Below are 18,666 nucleotides of genomic sequence, written 5' to 3'. Positions count from 1 at the left end.
TGGGTATCCCACGGCCGTGCTCCTCTCTCCACGTCATTGCCGGGCTTGACCCGGCAATCCAGTACCAAGGGATCGAGCGCGGCGGCGCAATAGCGGGCCTGCCCCCCCAATGAGCCCCCATGACAAAGCCGGGCTTCGCCGCTATTAGGGGAAGCCTTCAAGGCCACCACACCAGCGGCAGGTGACACGTGCTCGATATCAAATGGATTCGCGAAAACCCGGACGCATTTCTCGACGGGCTTAAGAAGCGGCAATACGACGACCCGCAAGGGGTTCTGACTCAAATTCTGAAGCGCGACGAGCAACGCCGCGAAACGATTCAGCAATTGCAGGAAGCGCAAGCCCGGCGCAACGCCGCCTCCAAGGAGATCGGCAAGGCCAAGGCCGCCAAGGACGAGGCCGGCGCGCAAAAGCTGATGGATGAGGTGGCCGGGCTGAAAAGCGCCATCCAGGAAGGCGAGGCCAAGGAGCGCGAACTCGATGCCGAGCAGCGCGAGATGCTTGCCGCCATTCCCAACATGCCGCTGGACGATGTGCCGGTGGGGCCGGATGAGAGCGCCAATGTCGAGATTCGCAAAATCGGTGAGCCGCCTGCGCTAAGCTTCGAGGCCAAGCAGCATTTCGAGCTCGGCGAGGCCCTCGGCCTGATGGATTTCGAGACCGCCGCCAAGATGTCCGGATCGCGCTTCGTGCTGCTGAAAGGCGCGCTTGCAAGGCTGGAGCGGGCGCTCGGCCTGTTCATGCTCGACCTGCATACGGGTGAGCACGGCTATACCGAGATCAATCCGCCGCTGCTGGTGCGCGACGACACCATGTTCGGCACCGGGCAACTACCGAAATTCGAAGAGGATCAGTTTGCCGCCGTCCGTGTCGGCGAAGAGGCCACTGACCGCCATTGGCTGATCCCCACCGCCGAGGTGCCGCTGACCAATATGGTGCGCGAGAGCATCATGGCGGAGGACGAGCTGCCGATGCGGGTGACCGGCTTCACCCCGTGCTTCCGCGCCGAGGCCGGCGCCGCCGGGCGCGACACGCGCGGCATGATCCGCCAGCATCAATTCTCGAAAGTGGAGCTGGTCACCGTCACCACGCCGGAACAGTCGCTCGAAGAGCTGGAGCGCATGACGTCCTGCGCCGAAGAGGTGCTGAAGCGCCTCGGCCTGCCATATCGCGTCATCACGCTTTGCACCGGCGATATGGGCTTCTCAGCCCGCAAGACCTACGACATCGAGGTCTGGCTGCCCGGGCAGGGTGCCTATCGCGAGATTTCCTCCTGCTCGGTCTGCGGCGACTTCCAGGCGCGGCGCATGAATGCCCGCTACCGGGTGAAGGACGCAAAGGAGAACCGCCTGGTCCACACCCTGAACGGCTCCGGCGTCGCTGTCGGCCGCGCGCTGATCGCCGTGCTGGAGAATTACCAGGAGCAAGACGGCAGCATTCGCATTCCCGACGTGCTGAAGCCCTATATGGGCGGCCTGGAAAAAATCGAAGCGCCGGCACGTTGAGCCAGACGGCCGGCGCCGTATATTGGGCGTCAGGCGAGCCCGGCGCGATAAGGAAGAAGCGAGATGCGGATTGTTTTGACCAATGACGACGGCATCGAGGCTCCGGGCCTCGATGTGCTGGAGAAGATTGCCGCCGAGATCAGCGACGATGTCTGGATCGTTGCGCCGGAGACCGACAATAGCGGCGCGGCGCACTCGCTGACCCTCGCCGAGCCGTTGCGCATGCGTCAGATCGGCGAGAAGCGCTTTGCCGTGAAAGGCACCCCGACCGACTGCGTGATCATGGCCGTGCGCTCGCTGCTGCTTGACGAGCCGCCGGATCTGATCCTCTCCGGGGTGAACCGCGGCCAGAATCTCGCTGACGACATTACCTATTCCGGCACCGTCGCCGGCGCCATCGAGGGCACGCTGCTCGGCGTGCGCTCCATGGCCTTGAGCCTGGTCACCGGTCCTATGGACCAGGGGGTTCCGATCTGGGATACGCCCATGGCCCACGGCTCCGATGTGGTGAAGAAGCTGCTCAAGGCGGAGCTGCCGAAAGGCGTGATGCTCAATATCAACTTCCCCGACTGCCAGCCCGATGCCGTGGAGGGGATCGAGATCACCCGTCAGGGCGAGCGCGATTCGGGCCTTCTGAATATCGATGGCCGAATGGATACAAGGGGTCGCGCCTATTACTGGATCGGGATGGGCCGCCAAAGCTCAAAACCGCCTGAAGGCACCGATCTTTGGGCCATCGCCCATCAGCGGATTTCGGTCACCCCGCTCTGCCTCGACTTCACCCACCAGCCGACTTGCGACAGCTTGCGCGCGATGCTTGCGCCGTAAGTCCCGCGGAAGTGGCGTAACGCCCTAGAATCAGTCGATATTCCGGAATTCGCAGCTCATCGGCGGTTCCACATGGCGAGCGCCCAAGACCAGATCGGCCTGATCATGCAGCTCAGGCACCGCGGCATTCGCGATACGCGGGTGCTGCGCGCTATCGAACGCGTGCCGCGCGAGATCTTCGTCGATCCCGCCTTTCTGAAGCATGCCTATCAGGATATCGCGCTGCCCATCGATTGCGGCCAGACCATCTCTCAGCCCTATATCGTCGCCTTCATGACCGAGAAGTTGGAGGTGGAAGAGCGCTTCAAGGTGCTCGAGATCGGCACCGGCTCCGGCTATCAGGCCGCGGTGCTGTCGCAGCTCTGCCGCCGGGTCTACACCATTGAGCGCTATCGCGAGCTGCAGCAGATCGCCGACCGCCATTTCGAAGAGCTCGGCATCAACAACATCTCCACCATCATCGGCGATGGCTGGATCGGCTGGCCGCCCCAGGCGCCGTTCGACCGCATCATCGTCACGGCTGCCGCGCCCGAGCCGCCCGAAGCGCTGATCGATCAGCTGAAGGATGGCGGGCGGATGATCATTCCGATCGGCGAGAACCGGGATTCCCAATCCCTGGTGCAAATCGACAAATACGCAGAAGGGATCAGCGAGACGCCGCTTTTGCCGGTGCGCTTCGTTCCCTTGGTCAAGGGGCGGGTGAAGCGGCGATGACCGTCCGGCCGGCAAACTGTGCATGGAGGCGTGCGTGTTAAAGTCCTGTTTACCCAAGCGGCGCTTAACTGAGCCTCTTCGTTCTGCGTATTGTGTTTGGGGGTCTCAAGTGATGAGGGAAGCAGCGTTTTGGTCGAGTTTTGGCCGCGGCGCTGTGCTGGCTGCTGCCATGGGTGCGGCGGCCGCGCTGGCCGGTTGCAGCTCTGGGGGCTCCCGTTTCGATATGCCGGCGATGGGTATGACCGGCAATCCGCAGGCCTCCAATGGCGGCTATGCGGCCGATCCTGCCACCACAGCTTCGATCCCCGTGCCTCCGGAATCCGTTTATGGCGGGCAGGGCGGCGCTTACGCCAGCTCGCAGAGCTATGGCGCGGGCTATAACAACAACCGCTACGCGAGCACCGGCTCCTATGGCGGCGGCTCGTATAACCAGCCGCGCCAATACGGCAACACGTCGTCAAATTCCTACGGCACCCGGCCGACGCCGGCCTCTTACCAGCCGCAAAGCGGAAGCTATTCGTCTTCGTCGAACCGGTACCCGGTGCAGCAGGCCGTCTACACCCCGCCGTCTCCGCCGCCGGCCCCCAAGCCTGCGCCGCAGCCGACGCGCCGTGTCGCCTCTACCACCAATCAGGCTTTCGCCGGTCCGGGCTCCAAGACCATCACTGTACAGCCGGGCGACAGCCTGTATCTCTATTCGCTGCGCTATAAAGTGTCGGTCGAGGCGATCCAGAAAGCCAATAATCTCGACGATATCCGCCTGACCGCCGGGCAGAAGATCCTGATCCCGGCCAGCGGCACCACGGTGCACGGCAACTCCTATATCGTGAGGGCCGGCGACAGCCTGAACTCCATCGCCAAGTCGCAAGGCGTCAGCGAGCAGAAGCTCGCCGAGGTCAACAACATCACCGATGTGCGCTCCTTGCAGATCGGCCAGGAGCTGATCCTGCCGAAGGGCGGGGCAAGCGCGCCGTCTCAGGTCGCAAGCAGCACGCCCAAACCGGCGCCTGCGCCCAAGCCTGCATCGACGCCGGCTCCCGCGCCCTCCACCTCGGCCAGCAACAGCAATGTGCGGGTCGTGACCACCACCAAGGTGGAAGCGCCGAAATTCGACGAGCCGAAGCAGACGGCGAGCCAGAGCGCCCCGGCACCGCGCGCTTCGTCCAGCGCCCAGACGCAAGCCTCGAGCAGTGCTTCGAGCGCGAGCAGCGTGGCCAGCTCCACGACCTTGCCTGCGCCCGATCCCATGTCGGGGCAGCGTTTCCGCTGGCCGGTCAACGGCCGCATCGTTTCCAAGTTCGGCGCCCGTTCCGATGGTGGTCATAACGACGGTATCGACATGTCTGTGCCCCAGGGCACGCCGGTCAAAGCCGCCGAGAACGGTGTCGTCGCCTATGCCGGCGACGAGCTGAAGGGCTACGGCAACCTGGTTCTGGTGCGCCACTCCAACAACTGGGTGACGGCTTACGCCCATAACGAGGATCTGCTGGTCAAGCGCGGCGACAAGGTCACCCGCGGCCAGGTCATCGCCAAGGCCGGCGCCACCGGTTCGGTCAGCCAGCCGCAGCTTCACTTCGAGCTGCGCAAGGGCTCGCGGCCCGTGGATCCGCTGCAATATATGAGCAGCGCCACCGCCAACGCGAACTAGCGTTATCGATTACAGCGAGACGTCATGGCCGGGCTTGTCCCGGCCATTCGCGTTTCTGGCGGCTGAGACTGGCACGGCCCGCTCCCTCCCCATGAAAGGGGGAGGGTCGGGGTGGGGGTCAAGAAGCCGAACGGCATTCACATAGGCCTTTGACCCCCCTCTAACTCCCCCCTTTCAAGGGGGAGGACCGGCCGCAGCTTTACGCATCACGCGTCACATCACGGCGTCATCACCGGGCTTGGCCCGGTGATCCATGAACACCTCTGCTAGAGCCGAAATTCCGGGGTCATGGATGCCCGGCACAAGGCCGGGCATGACAATAGCGAGTGAGTTCCGGCTGGCACGGCCCGCTCCCTCCCTCTGGAAGGGGGAGGGCCGGGGTGGGGGTCAAGAAGCGGTGGCGAGAGACGGCTGCGTCTCCGATACGACCCCCCTCTAGTTCCCCCCTTTTAAGGGGGAGGACCGGCCTAAGCTGCGTCGAAATTCTTGCCGAGGCGGCCGGCCAGCGACTGGATATACTGCCAGGCGACGCGGCCCGAGCGGCTGCCGCGGCCCATGGCCCAGGCCAGCGCCTCGCGGCGCAGCTCTTCCTCGCCGATCTCCAGCCCGTAATGGGCGGCATAGCCCTTCACCATCTGCAGATACTGATCCTGGCTGCAATTGTGGAAGCCGATCCACAGCCCGAACCGGTCGGAGAGCGAAACCGATTCCTCCACCGCTTCGGACGGATTGATCGCCGTCGATTGCTCGTTCTCGATCATCTCGCGGGAGAGCAGATGCCGGCGGTTCGAGGTGGCGTAGAACAGCACATTCTCCGGCCGCCCTTCGACGCCGCCCTCCAGCACCGCCTTCAGCGATTTGTAGGAGGTGTCCTGAGTCTCGAAGGAGAGGTCGTCGCAGAACAAAATGAAGCGGTAAGACGTATTGCGCAGATGCCCCAGGAGATGGGGCAGGGTGGCGATGTCCTCCCGGTGGATCTCGATCAGCTTCAACGCCGCGCCGCCAGTCTTCGCCGTGGCATCGGCGACGTCGCCATGCACCGCTTTGACCAGCGAGCTCTTGCCCATGCCGCGTGCGCCCCAAAGCAGGGCGTTATTGGCGGGCAGGCCTTGGGCGAAGCGTTCCGTGTTTTCCACCAGCGTATCGCGCATGGTGTCGATGCCCTTCAAAAGCGGCAGCGGCACGCGGTTGACGGCGGAAACGGGAACGAAGCCCTCCGGCTCGGCCTGCCAGACGAAGGCGTCGGCCGCCGCGAAATCGGGAGCCTCGGGGAGAGCCGGCGCAAGCCGCTCCAGCGCGCCGGCGATGCGGCGCAACACGTCTTTCTTACTCATGCTGTTGTAATGCCGTCCAAAAGCTAAATTTTCGAAACCGCCTCGGAAGCGTTCACAGCCGTTGCAAAGGCGGGCGAGCTGGCTATAGTCGCGCCCAAAGCGAGAGGGCATAAGCCCCTGCACGAGGAAACACACCATTTTGGCCCAGGGCGGCCATCCTTAATGATATCGAGGGACGGGAGCAAATGATCGACGCGGTCACTGCCCAAGCGGCGCCGGGTGGCGCCATGGACTTCTTTAACAGCCTCCTGATTCCGACGATTCTGATCATCGGCATCATGTACTTCCTGATGATCCGCCCGCAGCAGAAGCGCATGCGCGAGCACCGCGATATGATCGGTGCCATCCGCCGCGGCGACAATGTTGTGACGGCCGGCGGCATTCTGGGCAAGGTGTCCAAGGCCGACGAGGAGGAGCTGACCCTCGAAGTGGCCGAAGGCGTCCGGATCCGGGTGCTGCGTTCGACCATCTCCGAGGTCCGCGGCAAGCCGGAGCCGGCCTCCGGCGGCTCGAAATCCGGCTCCAAGACGCCGGCGAAATCCGAGGACAAAACCTCGTGACGACGTTTCGCCAAATTTCTGGCCAGCCCTGTTAACGATCCGGAGCTTCGGCGGCGATGCTGCATTTCCAACGATGGAAGGTGGTGCTGATTCTCGGCGTGGTCATCGTCGGTATTCTGTGCGCCTTGCCCAATGTTTTCCCGTCCAAGACCGTGGCGGAGCTGCCCGATTGGCTGCCCCATAAGCAGGTCAATCTCGGCCTCGATCTGCAGGGCGGTGCCCATCTGCTTTATGAGATCGACCAGCAACAGCTGATCGACGACTGGCTGGGCAATATCCGCGGCGAGGTCCGCGGGGCCTTGCGCACCGCGCGCATCGGCTACACCAATCTTGGGGTCAAGCCGGGTCAGAAGCAGGTCTCGGTGCGCATCCGCGACGGTTTCGATCTCGACAAAGCCTATGACGCCCTGAGCGAGCTCGCCGCGCCCATCAATCAGGGCGCTTTCGGCGGCATGTCCGGCGGCAAGGATCTCGATGTCGAGCAGGCGGACAACCGCCAGATCACCCTGACCATCACCGATGCCGGCCTGACCCAGCGCATGAACGGCGCCATCGAATCGTCCATCGAGACCATCCGCCGCCGTATCGATGCGTTCGGCACCACCGAACCCAGCATCCAGCGCCAGGGCGCCGACCGTATCCTGGTGCAGTTTCCCGGCATTCAGGATGTGCAGCGCCTCAAAGGCCTGATCAACGAGACTGGCAAGCTCGACTTCAAGCTGGTCGATCCCGCCGCCAACGCCCAAGAGGTTGCCGCCAGCAAGCGGCCACCGGCCGGCGACGAGCTGGTCTATTCCGCCGACGAGCCGCCGGTTCCCTACGTGCTGAAGGAAGATTCGCTGGTCAGCGGCGAAAGCTTGGTCGATTCCCAGCCCGGCTTCGACGGGCGCACCGGCGAGCCGATCGTGACCTTCCGCTTCGATTCCACCGGCGCCCAGCGCTTCGCCCGGGTGACCCAGGAGAATGTCGGGCTGCCTTTCGCCATCGTGCTCGACAACAAGGTGATCTCGGCACCGGTGATCCGCGAGCCGATTCTCGGCGGCAGCGGCCAGATCAGCGGCAACTTCACCGTCGAGGAAGCCAACGACCTCGCCATTCTGCTGCGCTCCGGTGCGCTTCCGGCCAAGCTGACCCCGATCGAGGAGCGCACCGTCGGTGCGAGCCTTGGTGCTGATTCCATTGCCGCCGGCAAGAGCGCTGCGATCATCGCGCTGATTGCCGTCGCCGTATTTATGGTGCTGGCTTACGGGCTATTCGGCCTGTTCGCGGATCTGGCGCTGATGATCAATGCGGTGCTGATCTTCGCGGCGCTATCGCTGATCGGCGCGACGCTCACCTTGCCGGGTATCGCCGGCATCGTGCTGGTGATCGGTATTTCGGTCGATTCCAACGTGCTGATCTTCGAGCGCATCCGCGAGGAGGTCCGCTCGGGAAAATCGCCGCTCGCGGCGATCGATGCGGGCTATTCGCGGGCCATGGCCACCATCATCGACTCCAACGTGACCACGCTGATCTCGACCTTGGTGCTGTTCTGGCTGGGATCGGGTCCGGTGCGCGGCTTTGCCGTCACCCTGTGCATCGGCATTCTGTGCTCGATGTTCACGGCCGTCACCTTCTCGCGGATGATCGTGTCCTTCTGGCTGCGTTGGACGCGGCCGCAATACGTGCCGATTTAGGAGACGCGCGATGTTTCGAGGCTTCAGCTTCGTTCCCCCCAATACCAAGATCGATTTCATCGGCATGCGGGGGATCAGCTTCTTCGTTTCTGCCCTCGTGATGGTGTTGTCGCTGGTGGCCGCGCAGGTCTACGGGCTCAATTTCGGCATCGACTTCAAGGGCGGCACGCTGATCGAGATCAGCACCAAGGCGCCCCAGGCCGATCTGGCGACGTTGCGCTCCACCCTGAACGATCTCGATCTCGGCGAAGTGCAGATCCAGCAATTCGGCGAGCCCAACGACGTCCTGATCCGTATCGGCGAGCAGGATAGCGAAGGCGCGCAGCAGGCGACGGTCGGCAAGGTGAAGGAAGCGCTGGGCGATCAGGTGGCGGAGTACCGCCGCATCGAGACGGTCGGCGCCACCATCTCCACCGAGCTGATCTATATGGGCACCATCGCTGTGGTCGTCGCCATGGGCGCGATCCTGCTCTATGTCTGGTTCCGCTTCGAATGGCAGTTCGCCGTGGCCGCCATCGCCGCGCTGACCCACGACGTGGTGAGCGCCATTGGGTTGTTCTGCATCTTTCAGCTGGAGTTCAACCTGGCGGCGCTCGCGGCCATCCTCACCATCATCGGCTACTCGCTCAACGATACCGTGGTGGTGTTCGACCGCATCCGCGAGAACTTGCGCAAATACCGCAAGCTGCCCATGGCCGATCTCATCGATCTTTCGATCAACGAGACCCTGTCGCGCACCACGCTGACCCATTTCACCACCTTCCTGGCGGTGCTGGCGCTGTATCTGTTCGGCGGTAAGGTGATCGAGAATTTCAACATCGCCATGCTCTGGGGCATCGTTGTCGGCGCCTATTCGTCGATCTTCGTGGCCTCGCCCTTGCTGCTTGTGCTCGGCATGCGCCGCGACTGGGGCGCGACGGCGACGACAAAACGCGCCAAGTCCGGAAGTCCGGTCGGGGTTTAGAAAACCGGATTGTCGTGGCAAGCTCTTCCCTCGCATTTCGAAGCAAAGCGTGAGGCGTAAGAGGCCGTGAACGAAGCCGAGCTGCACCAGACCGTGCGGCAGATGGTTCGGACGGAGGATCCGGACCGTTATCTGTCGGCTCTGTTCGCGCCCAAAGAGGCGCGCGACGATCTGTTCGCGCTTTACGCCTTCAATGCCGAGATCGCCCGCATCCCCGAAGAGGTGAGCGAGATGCCGCTCGCCGAGATCCGCCTGCAATGGTGGCGCGATGCCCTTGTCGTGGCGCGTGCCGGCGAGGAGAAGACCGGTCACCCCGTCGCCGATGCCTTCGGTGAGACATTGCGCAAGCACGATATCGCGCCGGAGCGTCTAGCCCCGATGATCGATGCCCGGCGGGTTGATGCCATGGAGCAGATTGAGCCTTACAGCGCCGGTCTGATCGCTTTTCTGGATAATACCGCCGGCGAGGTCTTCACCCTGGCGGCGGAGTTTCTCGGTGCCGGAAAATCCCAAGTGGAGCTTGCCGCGCGCTCGGCCGGCCGCGCCTATGGGCTCACCGGACTGGCCCGTGCCGTCTGTGCCCATGTGCGGCGCGGCGGGGAGGGAGAGCAAAGGGCGCAAGCCGTGGCAGTGAGCGGGGCAAGCCAAGCCCTGGAGGAAAAACCCGATCCGGAGATGCTGGGGCTGATCGCCGAGATGCGCCGTCAGGCCCGCACCGAGCTTCGGCGCGCCCGGCCGGCGATCAGGGCTTTGCCGAGCGATATCCAGCTCGCTTTCCAGCCGCTCTCGCTGGTCGCGCCCTATCTCAATGCCATGGAGAGCCGGCGGGAAGGGAGCAGAGCCGGCTCCGGCATCAATCCGCTCTACCGGCTTTGGCGTCTGGCCAGCTGGCGCGCCTGAAGCCTATTCGGCGGCGACTGCACGCGCTCCGGAAAGCCAGGCCTCGAGATCCGATAAGGCGCGCGCCGTCATCGCCTGCTTCTTAGCCAGGGTCCGGGCGTTCTTGCGGCCTTTCACCTTGGGAAGCTCGGCCAAAGGCGGCAGCAGCCCGAAATTGACATTCATCGGCTGGAAGCTGGCCTTGGCGTCATCGGCCAGATGCCCGGCGGTGATGTGTGTAAGCAGGGCGCCCAGCGCCGTCGTCTCGGGCGGCGGTGCGAAGGGGAGGTCGTTGCGCTCGGCGGCGGCGAAGCGTCCGGCCAAAAGCCCGATCGCCGCCGATTCCACATAGCCTTCCACCCCGGTGATCTGGCCGGCAAAGCGCAGCCGCGGCGCCGCCTTCAGACGGAGCGCGCCATCCAGCAGTTTCGGGCTGTTGAGGAAGGTGTTGCGGTGCAGCCCGCCGAGCCGGGCGAACTCGGCCCTTTCCAGTCCCGGGATCATGCGGAAGACTTCCGTCTGCGCGCCGTATTTCAGCTTGGTCTGGAAGCCCACCATGTTCCACAGCGTGCCAAGCGCATTGTCCTGGCGAAGCTGCACCACGGCATAAGACTTCTCCTCCGGCTTATGGGCATTGGTCAGCCCCACCGGCTTCATCGGCCCGTGCCGCAGCGTCTCCCGTCCGCGCTCGGCCATCACCTCGATCGGCAGGCAGCCCTCGAAATAGGGGGTGGATTGCTCCCAGTCCTTGAAGGCGGTCTTCTCGCCGACGATCAGCGCATCGATAAAGCGCTCGTACTCGTCCTTGGAGAGCGGGCAGTTGATGTAATCGGCATCGCCGCCGCCGGGCCCCGGCTTGTCGTAGCGCGATTGCATCCAGCAGATATCCATGTCGATGCTGTCGCGATGCACGATGGGCGCGATGGCGTCGAAGAAGGCGAGCTCGTCCTCGCCAGTCAGCTGCTTGATCGCGCCGGCCAGGGCCTCGGAGGTGAGGGGGCCGGTGGCGACGATCACGCTATCCCAATCCTCCGGCGGCAGCCCATCGATCTCCTCGCGCACGACCGTCAGCGTCTCGCAGGCCTCCAGCCGCTCGGTCACCGCATTGGCGAAGCCTTCGCGGTCCACGGCAAGCGCACCGCCCGCCGGCAGCTTATGGGCATCGGCCGCCGCCATGATCAGCGAGCCGGCCCGGCGCATCTCCTCATGCAGCAGCCCCACCGCATTCGCCTCGTGATCGTCGGAGCGGAACGAGTTGGAGCAGACCAGCTCGGCAAAGCGGTCGGTGGCGTGCGCATCGGTGGCGCGCACCGGGCGCATTTCGTGCAACACGACCGGAATCCCGGCCTGCGCCAGCTGCCAGGCGGCCTCCGAGCCCGCAAGCCCGCCGCCGATGATGTGAACCTGTTTCATGGCTTTCTGCTATCGGGAAAGCCCTTGCGCTTCAAGCCGGTTTCGGCACGCGCGCAGGCCGCGCCGATTGCCGTTTTCATGTCGCGGAAAATGGGTAAAGTCCGCCTCCCATGTTTTTCTAGGAGCTTGCACGCCATGGCTGAGTTGACCCTCTATCACGCCATTCCCACACGGTCCTCCATCGTCCGCTGGATGCTGGAGGAGCTGGGCGAGCCCTATGATCTGGTGCTGCTCAATGTCTTCGAAGGCGAGCAAATGACGCCGGACTATCTGGCGCTCAATCCCATGGGCAAGGTGCCGACGCTCCGCCACGGCGATGCTGTGGTCTCCGAAGTGGCGGCAATCTGCACCTATCTGGCTGATGAATTTCCAGGAGCCAAGCTCAACAAGCCGATCGGCGATCCCGACCGCGGCGCCTATCTGAAATGGCTCTTCTTCGGGCCAAGCTGCATCGAGCCTGCCATGTTCGACCGGGCCTTCCCGCGCAAGGAGGAGCCGCGCGAGGGCACCCTCGGCTACGGCAATTTCGACCGGGTGACCAATGTCACCGCCGAGGCCGTGTCGAAGGGCACATATCTGTTCGGTGAAGAGTTCACCGCTGCCGACATCGTTATCGGCTCGCTGCTCCGCTGGGGCACGCTGTTCAAGCTGCTGCCCGAGCGCGCCGAGTTCAAAGACTACGTGGCCCGGCTGGAGCAGCGCCCGGCGCTGCAGCGTACCTTGCAGCTTGAGCAGGCCGAGACCGCGCAAGCGGAATAAGCCGCCGCAGATTGGGCAGCGGACACGCCTGCGCCGAGCGTGGCCCTGCCCCCACACCGGCCGGAGGGAACGCGAATCATGGCCCGTCGAAGATCTGGTACCAAGCTACCGGCGCCGTATCTGAAGCAGATATGGCTCGACGATACCCGCGTGCCGTCGAAGATCGATTACCCGTTCTGCCTGCCGTTCCTGCGCGGCGATTTCGAGCTTCGCTTCGAACAGCCGATCACCATCATCGTCGGCGAGAACGGCACCGGGAAATCGACGCTGCTGGAAGGCATTGCAGCGCTGGCCGGTTTCGACCAGGCCGGCGGCGGCAACGGCTATATGCCCGTCGATCATTCCCAGGCGCTGGAGACGACGGGCGGCGAGCTGGCCCAGGCCTTGCGGGCCAGCTGGCTGCCCAAGCTGACCAATGGCTGGTTCTTCCGCGCCGAGAGCTTCTTCTCCGTCGCCCGCTATCTGGACGAGGCAGCGCGGGAGCCTCTCGGCGGCCCGCCGCCGGACTTCCTCTCCCATTCCCACGGCGAAGGGTTCTTGCGCTTCTTTCAGGAGCGCTGCAGCCGCCAGGGCCTCTTCATCTTCGACGAGCCGGAATCGGCGCTGTCTCCCTCGCGCCAGATCGAATTCCTCAAGCTGCTGCGCCGCATGGAGCGCTCGCGCATCTGTCAGGTGATCATGGCCACCCATTCGCCGATTCTGATGGCCTATCCCGGCGCGGCGCTGATGCGTCTCACCCCCGCCGGGCTGGAGCCGTCCGCGGTCGAGGAGACCGAGCATTTCCGGCTGATGCGGGATTTCTTGAACGATCCGGAACGCTTTATCGATGCCGCGCTCGCCGAGGACGAGCAGCAGAGCAAGCTCGATCTCTAATACCGCCCCTCATCGGGGATATTCAGCTTTTCGCCGCAAGCCTTGCAGTAGACGGCGTCCGACTCGTGGCGCTGCAGCCCGCAGGAGGGGCAGGAAAACCGCACCTTGCGCGGCCGGAGCAGCGTCTGCAGCAGGCGCAAGAACAGCGTCACGCCGAAGATCATGATGATGACGGCGGTAAGCCGCCCCATCGAGCCTTCCAGAGTGATGTCGCCGAAGCCGGTGGTGGTCAGCGCCGTCACCGTGAAATACAGCGCGTCCACGTAATTGGTGATCGCCGGATTGCGCCAATGCTGGGTCTCGTAGACCACGCCGGTCATGATGAACAGAAACACCGCGAGATTGACCAGCGCGATGATGGTCTCCTCGTTGCGCCGGAAGAAGCTGCTATCGGCCCTGAGCCGGGACACCAGCTGATAGGTGTGCAGCAGCCGCAGCGTGCGCAGGATGCGCAGGAAGCCGAGCCCTTCGCCGGCGACCGGCGCGAGGAACGACCCGATCGCCACCATGTCCGCCCAGGTGGAGGGATGGGTGAATTCCTTCAGCGGCTTTTCGGTGGCGGCGATCCGGGTGACGAATTCGATCAGGATCAGCACGCCGAACGCCACATCGACCCATTCGATCCACGGCTCGCGCGGAACGAACGAGGTGCCGACGATGAACAAGATGGTGAGGATATCGAACGCCAGCAGGGCATAGCGGAACCGGTGCGCGGCCCGGCTGCGGCCGTAATACAGCAGTCGTAATGTTTCGCGCAAAGCCCGCTCCTCGATAAGCTTTGCAGCCCTCTAGCCTATTCGCCGCACCTTGCCAATATGTCGAGGACGCGTGCGCCGCGCCGTGAAAGGACCAGACATGCTCAAGATCATCTCCGGCGGGCAGAGCGGGGTGGATCGTGCCGCGCTGGATGTGGCGGTTGCCCATGAGGTGCCCTATGGCGGTTGGTGCCCGCAAGGCGGCTGGGCCGAGGATAAGCCGGAGCCGCCCGGCGTGCTGAAGGACTATCCGGCGCTTCGGGAAACGCCCAGCGCCGATCCGGCGATGCGCACCGAATGGAATATCCGCGATGCCGACGCGGCGCTGTTCCTGACCGATGCCAGCGGGCTTGCCGTCTCGCCTGGCTCGCAGCTTGCTGAGCGGCTGGCCGAGACCTATCGGACGCCGGTCATGGTCTGGGACATGGATGCGGAAGACGGGCTGCAACGCGCCATCGAATGGCTGACCGAGCTCACCACCGCCCATCGCGTGGATCAGCATTTCCGCATTGCCATCGGCGGACCGCGGGAGAGCGAGGCGCCGGGAATTTACGCCAAAGCGAAAGCCGCGCTCGAAACCCTGCTGCGCGCCCTCGACTAAAGCCGCCTCGTTCCAGGGCCGATCGGCCACATGGCAAGGCGCTGCCGCCAATCTTGCCCGCAAGTGCAATTGTCAGCCGCCGCACGCCCGCGTAAATTGGCGCCGCTCGGCTGAGGAATCGGTCGCAACGGATTTCAACGATAAGGAGCTGGCGATGAGGAAACGACAGGGGCTGGGCGCGGCAAGCGCTCTCATGGGGCTGTTCGCGCTTGCGCTGCTGCTGCCGACTGGACCGGCAGCCGCGATGAGCGGCTGGTACTCCCCCAATCCCGATCCCGATAACTGCGAGAATTCCGACGGTGCGCTGAACGATGCCGCCTTCGTCATGGTGACGGTGCCGCGCGCCGGCGCCCGCGTCGAGAGCGGCTTCCAGGTGACCGGATGCTCGCGCACCTTCGAGGGCACCGTGAACTGGAAGCTGACCGGCACGGATGGCTCCGAGCTCGCCAGCGGCCATACCCAGGGCGGCGGGTCCGACGGGCCCGGCACGTTCGACTTCACCGTGACCTTCTCCACCGATGCCCAGCAGCTCGGCCATCTGGAAGTCTACGAAGAAGACGTCTCCGGCGGCGAGGGCAACCCGCCCGGCCGCACCGTGCTGCCGCTGGTGCTGAAGCCCGGCGCGGAATAGGCTCCGGCCGCCCTTAGAAGCGAATTGCATTTTCGGCGGCGATGGCTTCGGTCATCGTGCGCCGGAAATCGGCGCTTGCGGCGTCGGATATGCGCTAAAGCGGAATCTTATTCGATACCTGCAACTATCGCGGGCCGAATGGAATTCGACAATCTTCAATGCAAGGAGGCGGGCCAACGTCTTGTAAACGGGTTTTAGGGCAATATCTCTAGGGCAGGCGATTCGCTTGCCGCCTATCATGTGAGGAGCGCGAGACCCGATGCGTTGGCTATTCATCCTGCTTATCCCGCTGGCCCTTGGCGGCTGCGTGACGGAGCAGCAGCCGGCTCTGCCTATGGCGCTGGGGCCGAGCGAGTCCGCTGAAGGCACCTGCCTGCGCTATGGCGATGCACCGGCCTTTGGCGATTGCGGAGACGAGGCTGTGGTGTCGGTGACGCCCGCCCAATAGGGCAAAACTCTCCCCCGAAATAGAGACAGCTCCCCGGTGGCTTTGCCGCGCGCCGGGCCTATACGCTTGCCCGGCCTCGTGCCACTCCGGCGCCAGAAAAACGCGTCAATCTTGGGGAGGAGATGCAATGAGCAAAGTTCACGACGAGGTCCTGTCGGCCAATGAAGGCTATGCGGCGGAATTCGGCGACAAGGCGGATCTCGCCATGCCGCCGGCGCGCCGCTTCGCCATTCTCACCTGCATGGATGCGCGGCTCGACCCGGCGAAATTCGCAGGGCTCGCCGAGGGCGACGCCCATGTCATCCGCAATGCCGGCGGCCGCGCCAGCGACGATGCCATCCGCTCGCTCGTCATTTCCCACAAGCTGCTCGGCACCAAGGAGTGGTTCGTCATCCACCACACCGATTGCGGCATGGAGACCTTCACCAACGAGATCATGGGCGATCTCTTGAGCAAGAGCCTGGACACCGCCGAGATCGGCCCCGACGGCTGGAAGGATGTGGGGCAGGGGCCGGGCTCCGATATGGGCGCGCAGATCGACTGGCTCACTATTGCCGACCAGGCCGAGAGCGTGACCGAGGATGTTGCCGTGATCCGCGCCCACCCGCTGGTGCCCGCCGACGTGCCGATCTACGGCTATATCTACGACGTGAAGTCCGGTAAGCTGATCGAGGTGCCGTCCGCCACCGAGATCGGCAAGGTCTAGGGGGCCGGGACGGCAATCCTCAAGTTTCGTCATGCCCGGCCTTGTGCCGGGCATCCACGCATGGCCTTCGACGAAATACGTGGATGGCCGGGACACGCCCGGCCATGACAAAAGGCGAGTGCGCTGGGCACCTGCGTTCCAACGCACACCGTCATCACCGGGCTTGACCCGGTGATCCATTCCGTTTCGTCGCCGCTTGCGCGCGACCTGTCTTAGGCCCCTGATCGCGCTGCACGGGAACGGCATGCATGCCCGGGCCGCGCTCAAGTAGCGGAGCGATAGCGCACTCAAATAAGTCCGGGCATGACGAAGGAGAGGGCTATCAGGCCGGAGACGCGAGGCGACTATTCCTCGCCGACCAGCTCCGCCCGGCGGGCGCGCAGCTGGTCCAGCTTCTCCTGCTGCTCGGCGATGCGCTGCGCGCTGCGCTCTTCGTCCGCCGCGCCGGAGAAGGCGGCGGCCTGCTCCTGCAGCTCGCGCAAATTGTCTTCCACGATCTGAATGCGGCGTTCGATTTCCGCCAGGGAAAGATCTTCGGTCATTGGGCCTCGTCCATAATCCGCCCGCATCCCGGGCGCGCGGCACAATACGCGCCAAGCCGCCGGCGTCTCAAGCCTGAAGAGCCGAGGGCGCGCTGCGACAGCGGCGCGAAATCCCGGCCGGCCCGGCGCCTTCGCGGTGCGCGCGAAGACCTGCCGCATATTTATTCACGGTTGCGTACCGCCTGGTCAAACCGCGCAACGGTTGCGCAGATGCGGGGAAAAACCCGGCGCGAGAAGCGGGGAAACCGGAATATTGCGAAAAAACCGCCCAATGCGTCGGCAGTATTCGGACGAAACAGAGAATATCTCGCCGAGCTTTCGTTGGGCCAGCTTGACTGCTTTCGCAGAGGGATATGGAATCTTTGTGACAGTGTCAGGATCGCGCAAAACGGGCGGCGAAAACGCATCGCATCCGTGCCGATTGCTTAGGGCGCGCGTCATCGAAGGGGATGGAGTTCATGGACAAGAAGGTCAACGGAGATGCAGCCGCGCACGGGGATTCGCCGGATGACGGCGAGGTCCGCGAGGACGTGATCGAGGACGTGAAACGCGAATCCCATTGGCATTTGCGCAATGGCGCCAGCGAAGCCCCCGCGGAGCCCGAGCCGCCCAAGAAGAAAAAGAAGGCCAAAAAGACCAAGACCAAGGCCAAGAAGAAATACCGCTATATCGACGAGCTGGTGAAGCTGCAATTCGAGCTCATCCGCCTGCAGGAATGGGTGCAGAAGGAGGGGCTGAAGGTCGCGGTGATCTTCGAGGGGCGCGACGCCGCCGGCAAGGGCGGGGTGATCAAGCGCATCACAGAGAGCCTGAACCCCCGCGTCTGCAAGATCGTGGCCCTCGGCACGCCCACCGAGCGCGAGCGCGGCCAATGGTATTTCCAGCGCTACGTACCCCATCTCCCCGCCAAGGGCGAGATCGTGCTGTTCGACCGCTCCTGGTACAACCGCGCCGGCGTCGAGCGCGTCATGGGCTTCTGCTCCGACGAGGAATATTGGGAGTTCCTGCGCGCCTGTCCGCTGTTCGAGGAGATGCTCGTCAAATCCGGCACCATCCTGCTCAAATACTGGTTCTCGGTCTCCGACGAGGAGCAGGAAAAGCGCTTCAAGGAGCGCATCGAGAACCCGATCAAGCGCTGGAAGCTCTCGCCCATGGATCTGAAATCCCGCGAGAACTGGGTGGAATATTCCAAGGCCAAGGACGTCATGCTGCACCACACCGATACCGGCGTCTCGCCCTGGTATGTGGTCAATGCCGATGTGAAGAAGAAGGCGCGGCTCAACTGCATCTCGCACCTTCTCTCCATGATCGATTACGAGGAGGTGGAGCGGCCGCATATCGAGCTCACCCCGCGCCAGCCCGATCCCGGCTATGTCCGCCCGCCCATCGACAGCCAGCGCTGGGTGCCGGCGATTTATTGAGGGGGGGCGCCTTTCCGGGCAAGGACGCGCAGTCTCTACTTCGTCATCCCCGGGCTTGACCCGGGGATCCACGAACGGCTTTTGCGACAATACGTGGATGGCCGGGACACGCCCGGCCATGACGACGGAATGTTGAGTCCGCGCGTTAGAGGCCTCTCTCCGACCGTCATTGCCCGGCATCCGGGTCCCGCATCGCGGACCCGAGCATAAACTTGACCGGGCAATCCAGTAATCACCGCCGCCTACCGCAACGCACCGCGCCGGCTACTGGACCCCGGATCAAGTCCGGGGTGACGGCTGCTGTTTGTGTTGAGGCGTTGCCTCGCGAGCCGGGCGGGTCGCCCTAACGCAGGGCGTCATGGCCGGGCATGTCCCGGCCATCCACGAAGCCAGTTACGCAGGGAGGGAA

The 18,666-nt window shown here is 64.1% G+C and carries 19 protein-coding genes; 15 read left to right on the top strand and 4 right to left on the bottom strand.

Features of this window, described 5'->3' with window-relative positions:
- Positions 1 to 188 precede the first annotated feature (188 nt).
- The 4 genes from serS (at position 189) to HT051_RS09885 (ending at position 4,695) form a co-directional block, all read left to right on the top strand.
- On the top strand, positions 189 to 1,505 hold the full coding sequence (gene serS, locus HT051_RS09900; protein ID WP_174541880.1) for a serine--tRNA ligase: 1,317 nt from the start codon (positions 189 to 191) through the stop codon (positions 1,503 to 1,505).
- 63 nt (positions 1,506 to 1,568) lie between these two features.
- Positions 1,569 to 2,333, top strand: a complete 765-nt coding sequence (surE, locus tag HT051_RS09895; protein ID WP_174541879.1) for a 5'/3'-nucleotidase SurE — start codon at positions 1,569 to 1,571, stop codon at positions 2,331 to 2,333.
- Between the two features lie 72 nt (positions 2,334 to 2,405).
- Positions 2,406 to 3,047: a protein-L-isoaspartate(D-aspartate) O-methyltransferase gene (locus HT051_RS09890; RefSeq protein ID WP_174541878.1), complete on the top strand. Its 642-nt coding sequence runs from the start codon at positions 2,406 to 2,408 to the stop codon at positions 3,045 to 3,047.
- Positions 3,048 to 3,159: 112 nt separating this feature from the next.
- A complete protein-coding gene (locus tag HT051_RS09885; RefSeq protein WP_246810248.1) occupies positions 3,160 to 4,695 on the top strand; it encodes a LysM peptidoglycan-binding domain-containing M23 family metallopeptidase in 1,536 nt (511 codons plus the stop codon).
- A 467-nt stretch (positions 4,696 to 5,162) separates the two neighbouring features.
- Here the strand turns inward: HT051_RS09885 and HT051_RS09880 are convergent, their stop codons facing one another.
- Positions 5,163 to 6,029 carry an ATP-binding protein gene (locus tag HT051_RS09880; protein WP_174541876.1) on the bottom strand — a complete coding sequence of 289 codons (867 nt, stop codon included), beginning with the start codon at positions 6,027 to 6,029 and terminating at the stop codon, positions 5,163 to 5,165.
- Positions 6,030 to 6,214: 185 nt separating this feature from the next.
- Between HT051_RS09880 and yajC the strand changes: the two genes are divergently transcribed.
- The 4 genes from yajC (at position 6,215) to HT051_RS09865 (ending at position 10,129) form a co-directional block, all read left to right on the top strand.
- Positions 6,215 to 6,589: a preprotein translocase subunit YajC gene (gene yajC / locus HT051_RS09875; protein WP_174541875.1), complete on the top strand. Its 375-nt coding sequence runs from the start codon at positions 6,215 to 6,217 to the stop codon at positions 6,587 to 6,589.
- A gap of 56 nt (positions 6,590 to 6,645) precedes the next feature.
- Positions 6,646 to 8,265: a protein translocase subunit SecD gene (secD, locus tag HT051_RS15150; protein WP_246810050.1), complete on the top strand. Its 1,620-nt coding sequence runs from the start codon at positions 6,646 to 6,648 to the stop codon at positions 8,263 to 8,265.
- A 10-nt stretch (positions 8,266 to 8,275) separates the two neighbouring features.
- The gene (secF, locus tag HT051_RS15145; RefSeq protein ID WP_246810049.1) at positions 8,276 to 9,229 is read left to right on the top strand and encodes a protein translocase subunit SecF; all 954 of its coding nucleotides are present in this window, start codon (positions 8,276 to 8,278) and stop codon (positions 9,227 to 9,229) included.
- 66 nt (positions 9,230 to 9,295) lie between these two features.
- A complete protein-coding gene (locus HT051_RS09865) occupies positions 9,296 to 10,129 on the top strand; it encodes a squalene/phytoene synthase family protein (RefSeq protein ID WP_174541874.1) in 834 nt (277 codons plus the stop codon).
- A gap of 3 nt (positions 10,130 to 10,132) precedes the next feature.
- On the opposite strand, the gene trmFO is transcribed toward HT051_RS09865, so the two are convergent.
- Positions 10,133 to 11,521: a methylenetetrahydrofolate--tRNA-(uracil(54)-C(5))-methyltransferase (FADH(2)-oxidizing) TrmFO gene (gene trmFO / locus HT051_RS09860; protein WP_174541873.1), complete on the bottom strand. Its 1,389-nt coding sequence runs from the start codon at positions 11,519 to 11,521 to the stop codon at positions 10,133 to 10,135.
- Positions 11,522 to 11,656: 135 nt separating this feature from the next.
- Here trmFO and HT051_RS09855 point away from each other — a divergent pair, with 135 nt between their 5' ends.
- Both HT051_RS09855 and HT051_RS09850 read left to right on the top strand, forming a co-directional pair.
- Positions 11,657 to 12,280 (top strand): glutathione S-transferase family protein, encoded by a 624-nt coding sequence (locus HT051_RS09855; RefSeq protein WP_174541872.1) that lies wholly within the window; start codon positions 11,657 to 11,659, stop codon positions 12,278 to 12,280.
- Between the two features lie 78 nt (positions 12,281 to 12,358).
- Positions 12,359 to 13,153: an AAA family ATPase gene (locus tag HT051_RS09850; RefSeq protein WP_174541871.1), complete on the top strand. Its 795-nt coding sequence runs from the start codon at positions 12,359 to 12,361 to the stop codon at positions 13,151 to 13,153.
- On the opposite strand, the gene HT051_RS09845 is transcribed toward HT051_RS09850, so the two are convergent.
- Positions 13,150 to 13,911 (bottom strand): ion transporter, encoded by a 762-nt coding sequence (locus HT051_RS09845; RefSeq protein WP_246810048.1) that lies wholly within the window; start codon positions 13,909 to 13,911, stop codon positions 13,150 to 13,152. The genes HT051_RS09850 and HT051_RS09845 overlap by 4 nt on opposite strands.
- Positions 13,912 to 14,008: 97 nt before the next feature.
- On the opposite strand from HT051_RS09845, the gene HT051_RS09840 reads away from it, so the two are divergent.
- The 4 genes from HT051_RS09840 to HT051_RS09825 all read left to right on the top strand — a co-directional run bounded on the left by HT051_RS09840 (position 14,009) and on the right by HT051_RS09825 (position 16,294).
- Entirely contained in the window at positions 14,009 to 14,509 is a 501-nt protein-coding gene (locus tag HT051_RS09840) for a putative molybdenum carrier protein (protein ID WP_174541870.1), read from the top strand.
- A 154-nt stretch (positions 14,510 to 14,663) separates the two neighbouring features.
- Positions 14,664 to 15,140 carry a Gmad2 immunoglobulin-like domain-containing protein gene (locus HT051_RS09835; protein ID WP_174541869.1) on the top strand — a complete coding sequence of 159 codons (477 nt, stop codon included), beginning with the start codon at positions 14,664 to 14,666 and terminating at the stop codon, positions 15,138 to 15,140.
- Positions 15,141 to 15,399: 259 nt separating this feature from the next.
- Positions 15,400 to 15,588 carry a hypothetical protein gene (locus tag HT051_RS09830; RefSeq protein ID WP_174541868.1) on the top strand — a complete coding sequence of 63 codons (189 nt, stop codon included), beginning with the start codon at positions 15,400 to 15,402 and terminating at the stop codon, positions 15,586 to 15,588.
- A 127-nt stretch (positions 15,589 to 15,715) separates the two neighbouring features.
- Positions 15,716 to 16,294, top strand: a complete 579-nt coding sequence (locus tag HT051_RS09825) for a carbonic anhydrase (RefSeq protein WP_174541867.1) — start codon at positions 15,716 to 15,718, stop codon at positions 16,292 to 16,294.
- Positions 16,295 to 16,638: 344 nt separating this feature from the next.
- On the opposite strand, the gene HT051_RS09820 is transcribed toward HT051_RS09825, so the two are convergent.
- Positions 16,639 to 16,836 carry a hypothetical protein gene (locus HT051_RS09820; RefSeq protein WP_174541866.1) on the bottom strand — a complete coding sequence of 66 codons (198 nt, stop codon included), beginning with the start codon at positions 16,834 to 16,836 and terminating at the stop codon, positions 16,639 to 16,641.
- Positions 16,837 to 17,294: 458 nt separating this feature from the next.
- Here HT051_RS09820 and ppk2 point away from each other — a divergent pair, with 458 nt between their 5' ends.
- Positions 17,295 to 18,257, top strand: coding sequence for a polyphosphate kinase 2 (gene ppk2, locus HT051_RS09815; protein WP_174541865.1), 963 nt, complete (start codon positions 17,295 to 17,297; stop codon positions 18,255 to 18,257).
- The last annotated feature ends 409 nt before the right edge of the window (positions 18,258 to 18,666 follow it).

It is taken from the genome of Methyloligella sp. GL2 (assembly GCF_013341275.1).
GTDB lineage: Bacteria > Pseudomonadota > Alphaproteobacteria > Rhizobiales > Methyloligellaceae > Methyloligella.
This window is presented reverse-complemented; position numbering and strand designations above follow the sequence as displayed.

What these genes read in the sequence shown, in the direction of transcription:
- surE (WP_174541879.1), top strand. Translation starts at nt 1,569, where the DNA reads ATGCGGATTGTTTTGACCAATGACGACGGCATCGAGGCTCCGGGCCTC.
- HT051_RS09890 (WP_174541878.1), top strand. Translation starts at nt 2,406, where the DNA reads ATGGCGAGCGCCCAAGACCAGATCGGCCTGATCATGCAGCTCAGGCAC.
- HT051_RS09885 (WP_246810248.1), top strand. Translation starts at nt 3,160, where the DNA reads ATGAGGGAAGCAGCGTTTTGGTCGAGTTTTGGCCGCGGCGCTGTGCTG.
- HT051_RS09880 (WP_174541876.1), bottom strand. Translation starts at nt 6,029, where the DNA reads ATGAGTAAGAAAGACGTGTTGCGCCGCATCGCCGGCGCGCTGGAGCGG.
- yajC (WP_174541875.1), top strand. Translation starts at nt 6,215, where the DNA reads ATGATCGACGCGGTCACTGCCCAAGCGGCGCCGGGTGGCGCCATGGAC.
- secD (WP_246810050.1), top strand. Translation starts at nt 6,646, where the DNA reads ATGCTGCATTTCCAACGATGGAAGGTGGTGCTGATTCTCGGCGTGGTC.
- secF (WP_246810049.1), top strand. Translation starts at nt 8,276, where the DNA reads ATGTTTCGAGGCTTCAGCTTCGTTCCCCCCAATACCAAGATCGATTTC.
- trmFO (WP_174541873.1), bottom strand. Translation starts at nt 11,521, where the DNA reads ATGAAACAGGTTCACATCATCGGCGGCGGGCTTGCGGGCTCGGAGGCC.
- HT051_RS09855 (WP_174541872.1), top strand. Translation starts at nt 11,657, where the DNA reads ATGGCTGAGTTGACCCTCTATCACGCCATTCCCACACGGTCCTCCATC.
- HT051_RS09850 (WP_174541871.1), top strand. Translation starts at nt 12,359, where the DNA reads ATGGCCCGTCGAAGATCTGGTACCAAGCTACCGGCGCCGTATCTGAAG.
- HT051_RS09840 (WP_174541870.1), top strand. Translation starts at nt 14,009, where the DNA reads ATGCTCAAGATCATCTCCGGCGGGCAGAGCGGGGTGGATCGTGCCGCG.
- HT051_RS09835 (WP_174541869.1), top strand. Translation starts at nt 14,664, where the DNA reads ATGAGGAAACGACAGGGGCTGGGCGCGGCAAGCGCTCTCATGGGGCTG.
- HT051_RS09830 (WP_174541868.1), top strand. Translation starts at nt 15,400, where the DNA reads ATGCGTTGGCTATTCATCCTGCTTATCCCGCTGGCCCTTGGCGGCTGC.
- HT051_RS09825 (WP_174541867.1), top strand. Translation starts at nt 15,716, where the DNA reads ATGAGCAAAGTTCACGACGAGGTCCTGTCGGCCAATGAAGGCTATGCG.
- HT051_RS09820 (WP_174541866.1), bottom strand. Translation starts at nt 16,836, where the DNA reads ATGACCGAAGATCTTTCCCTGGCGGAAATCGAACGCCGCATTCAGATC.
- ppk2 (WP_174541865.1), top strand. Translation starts at nt 17,295, where the DNA reads ATGGACAAGAAGGTCAACGGAGATGCAGCCGCGCACGGGGATTCGCCG.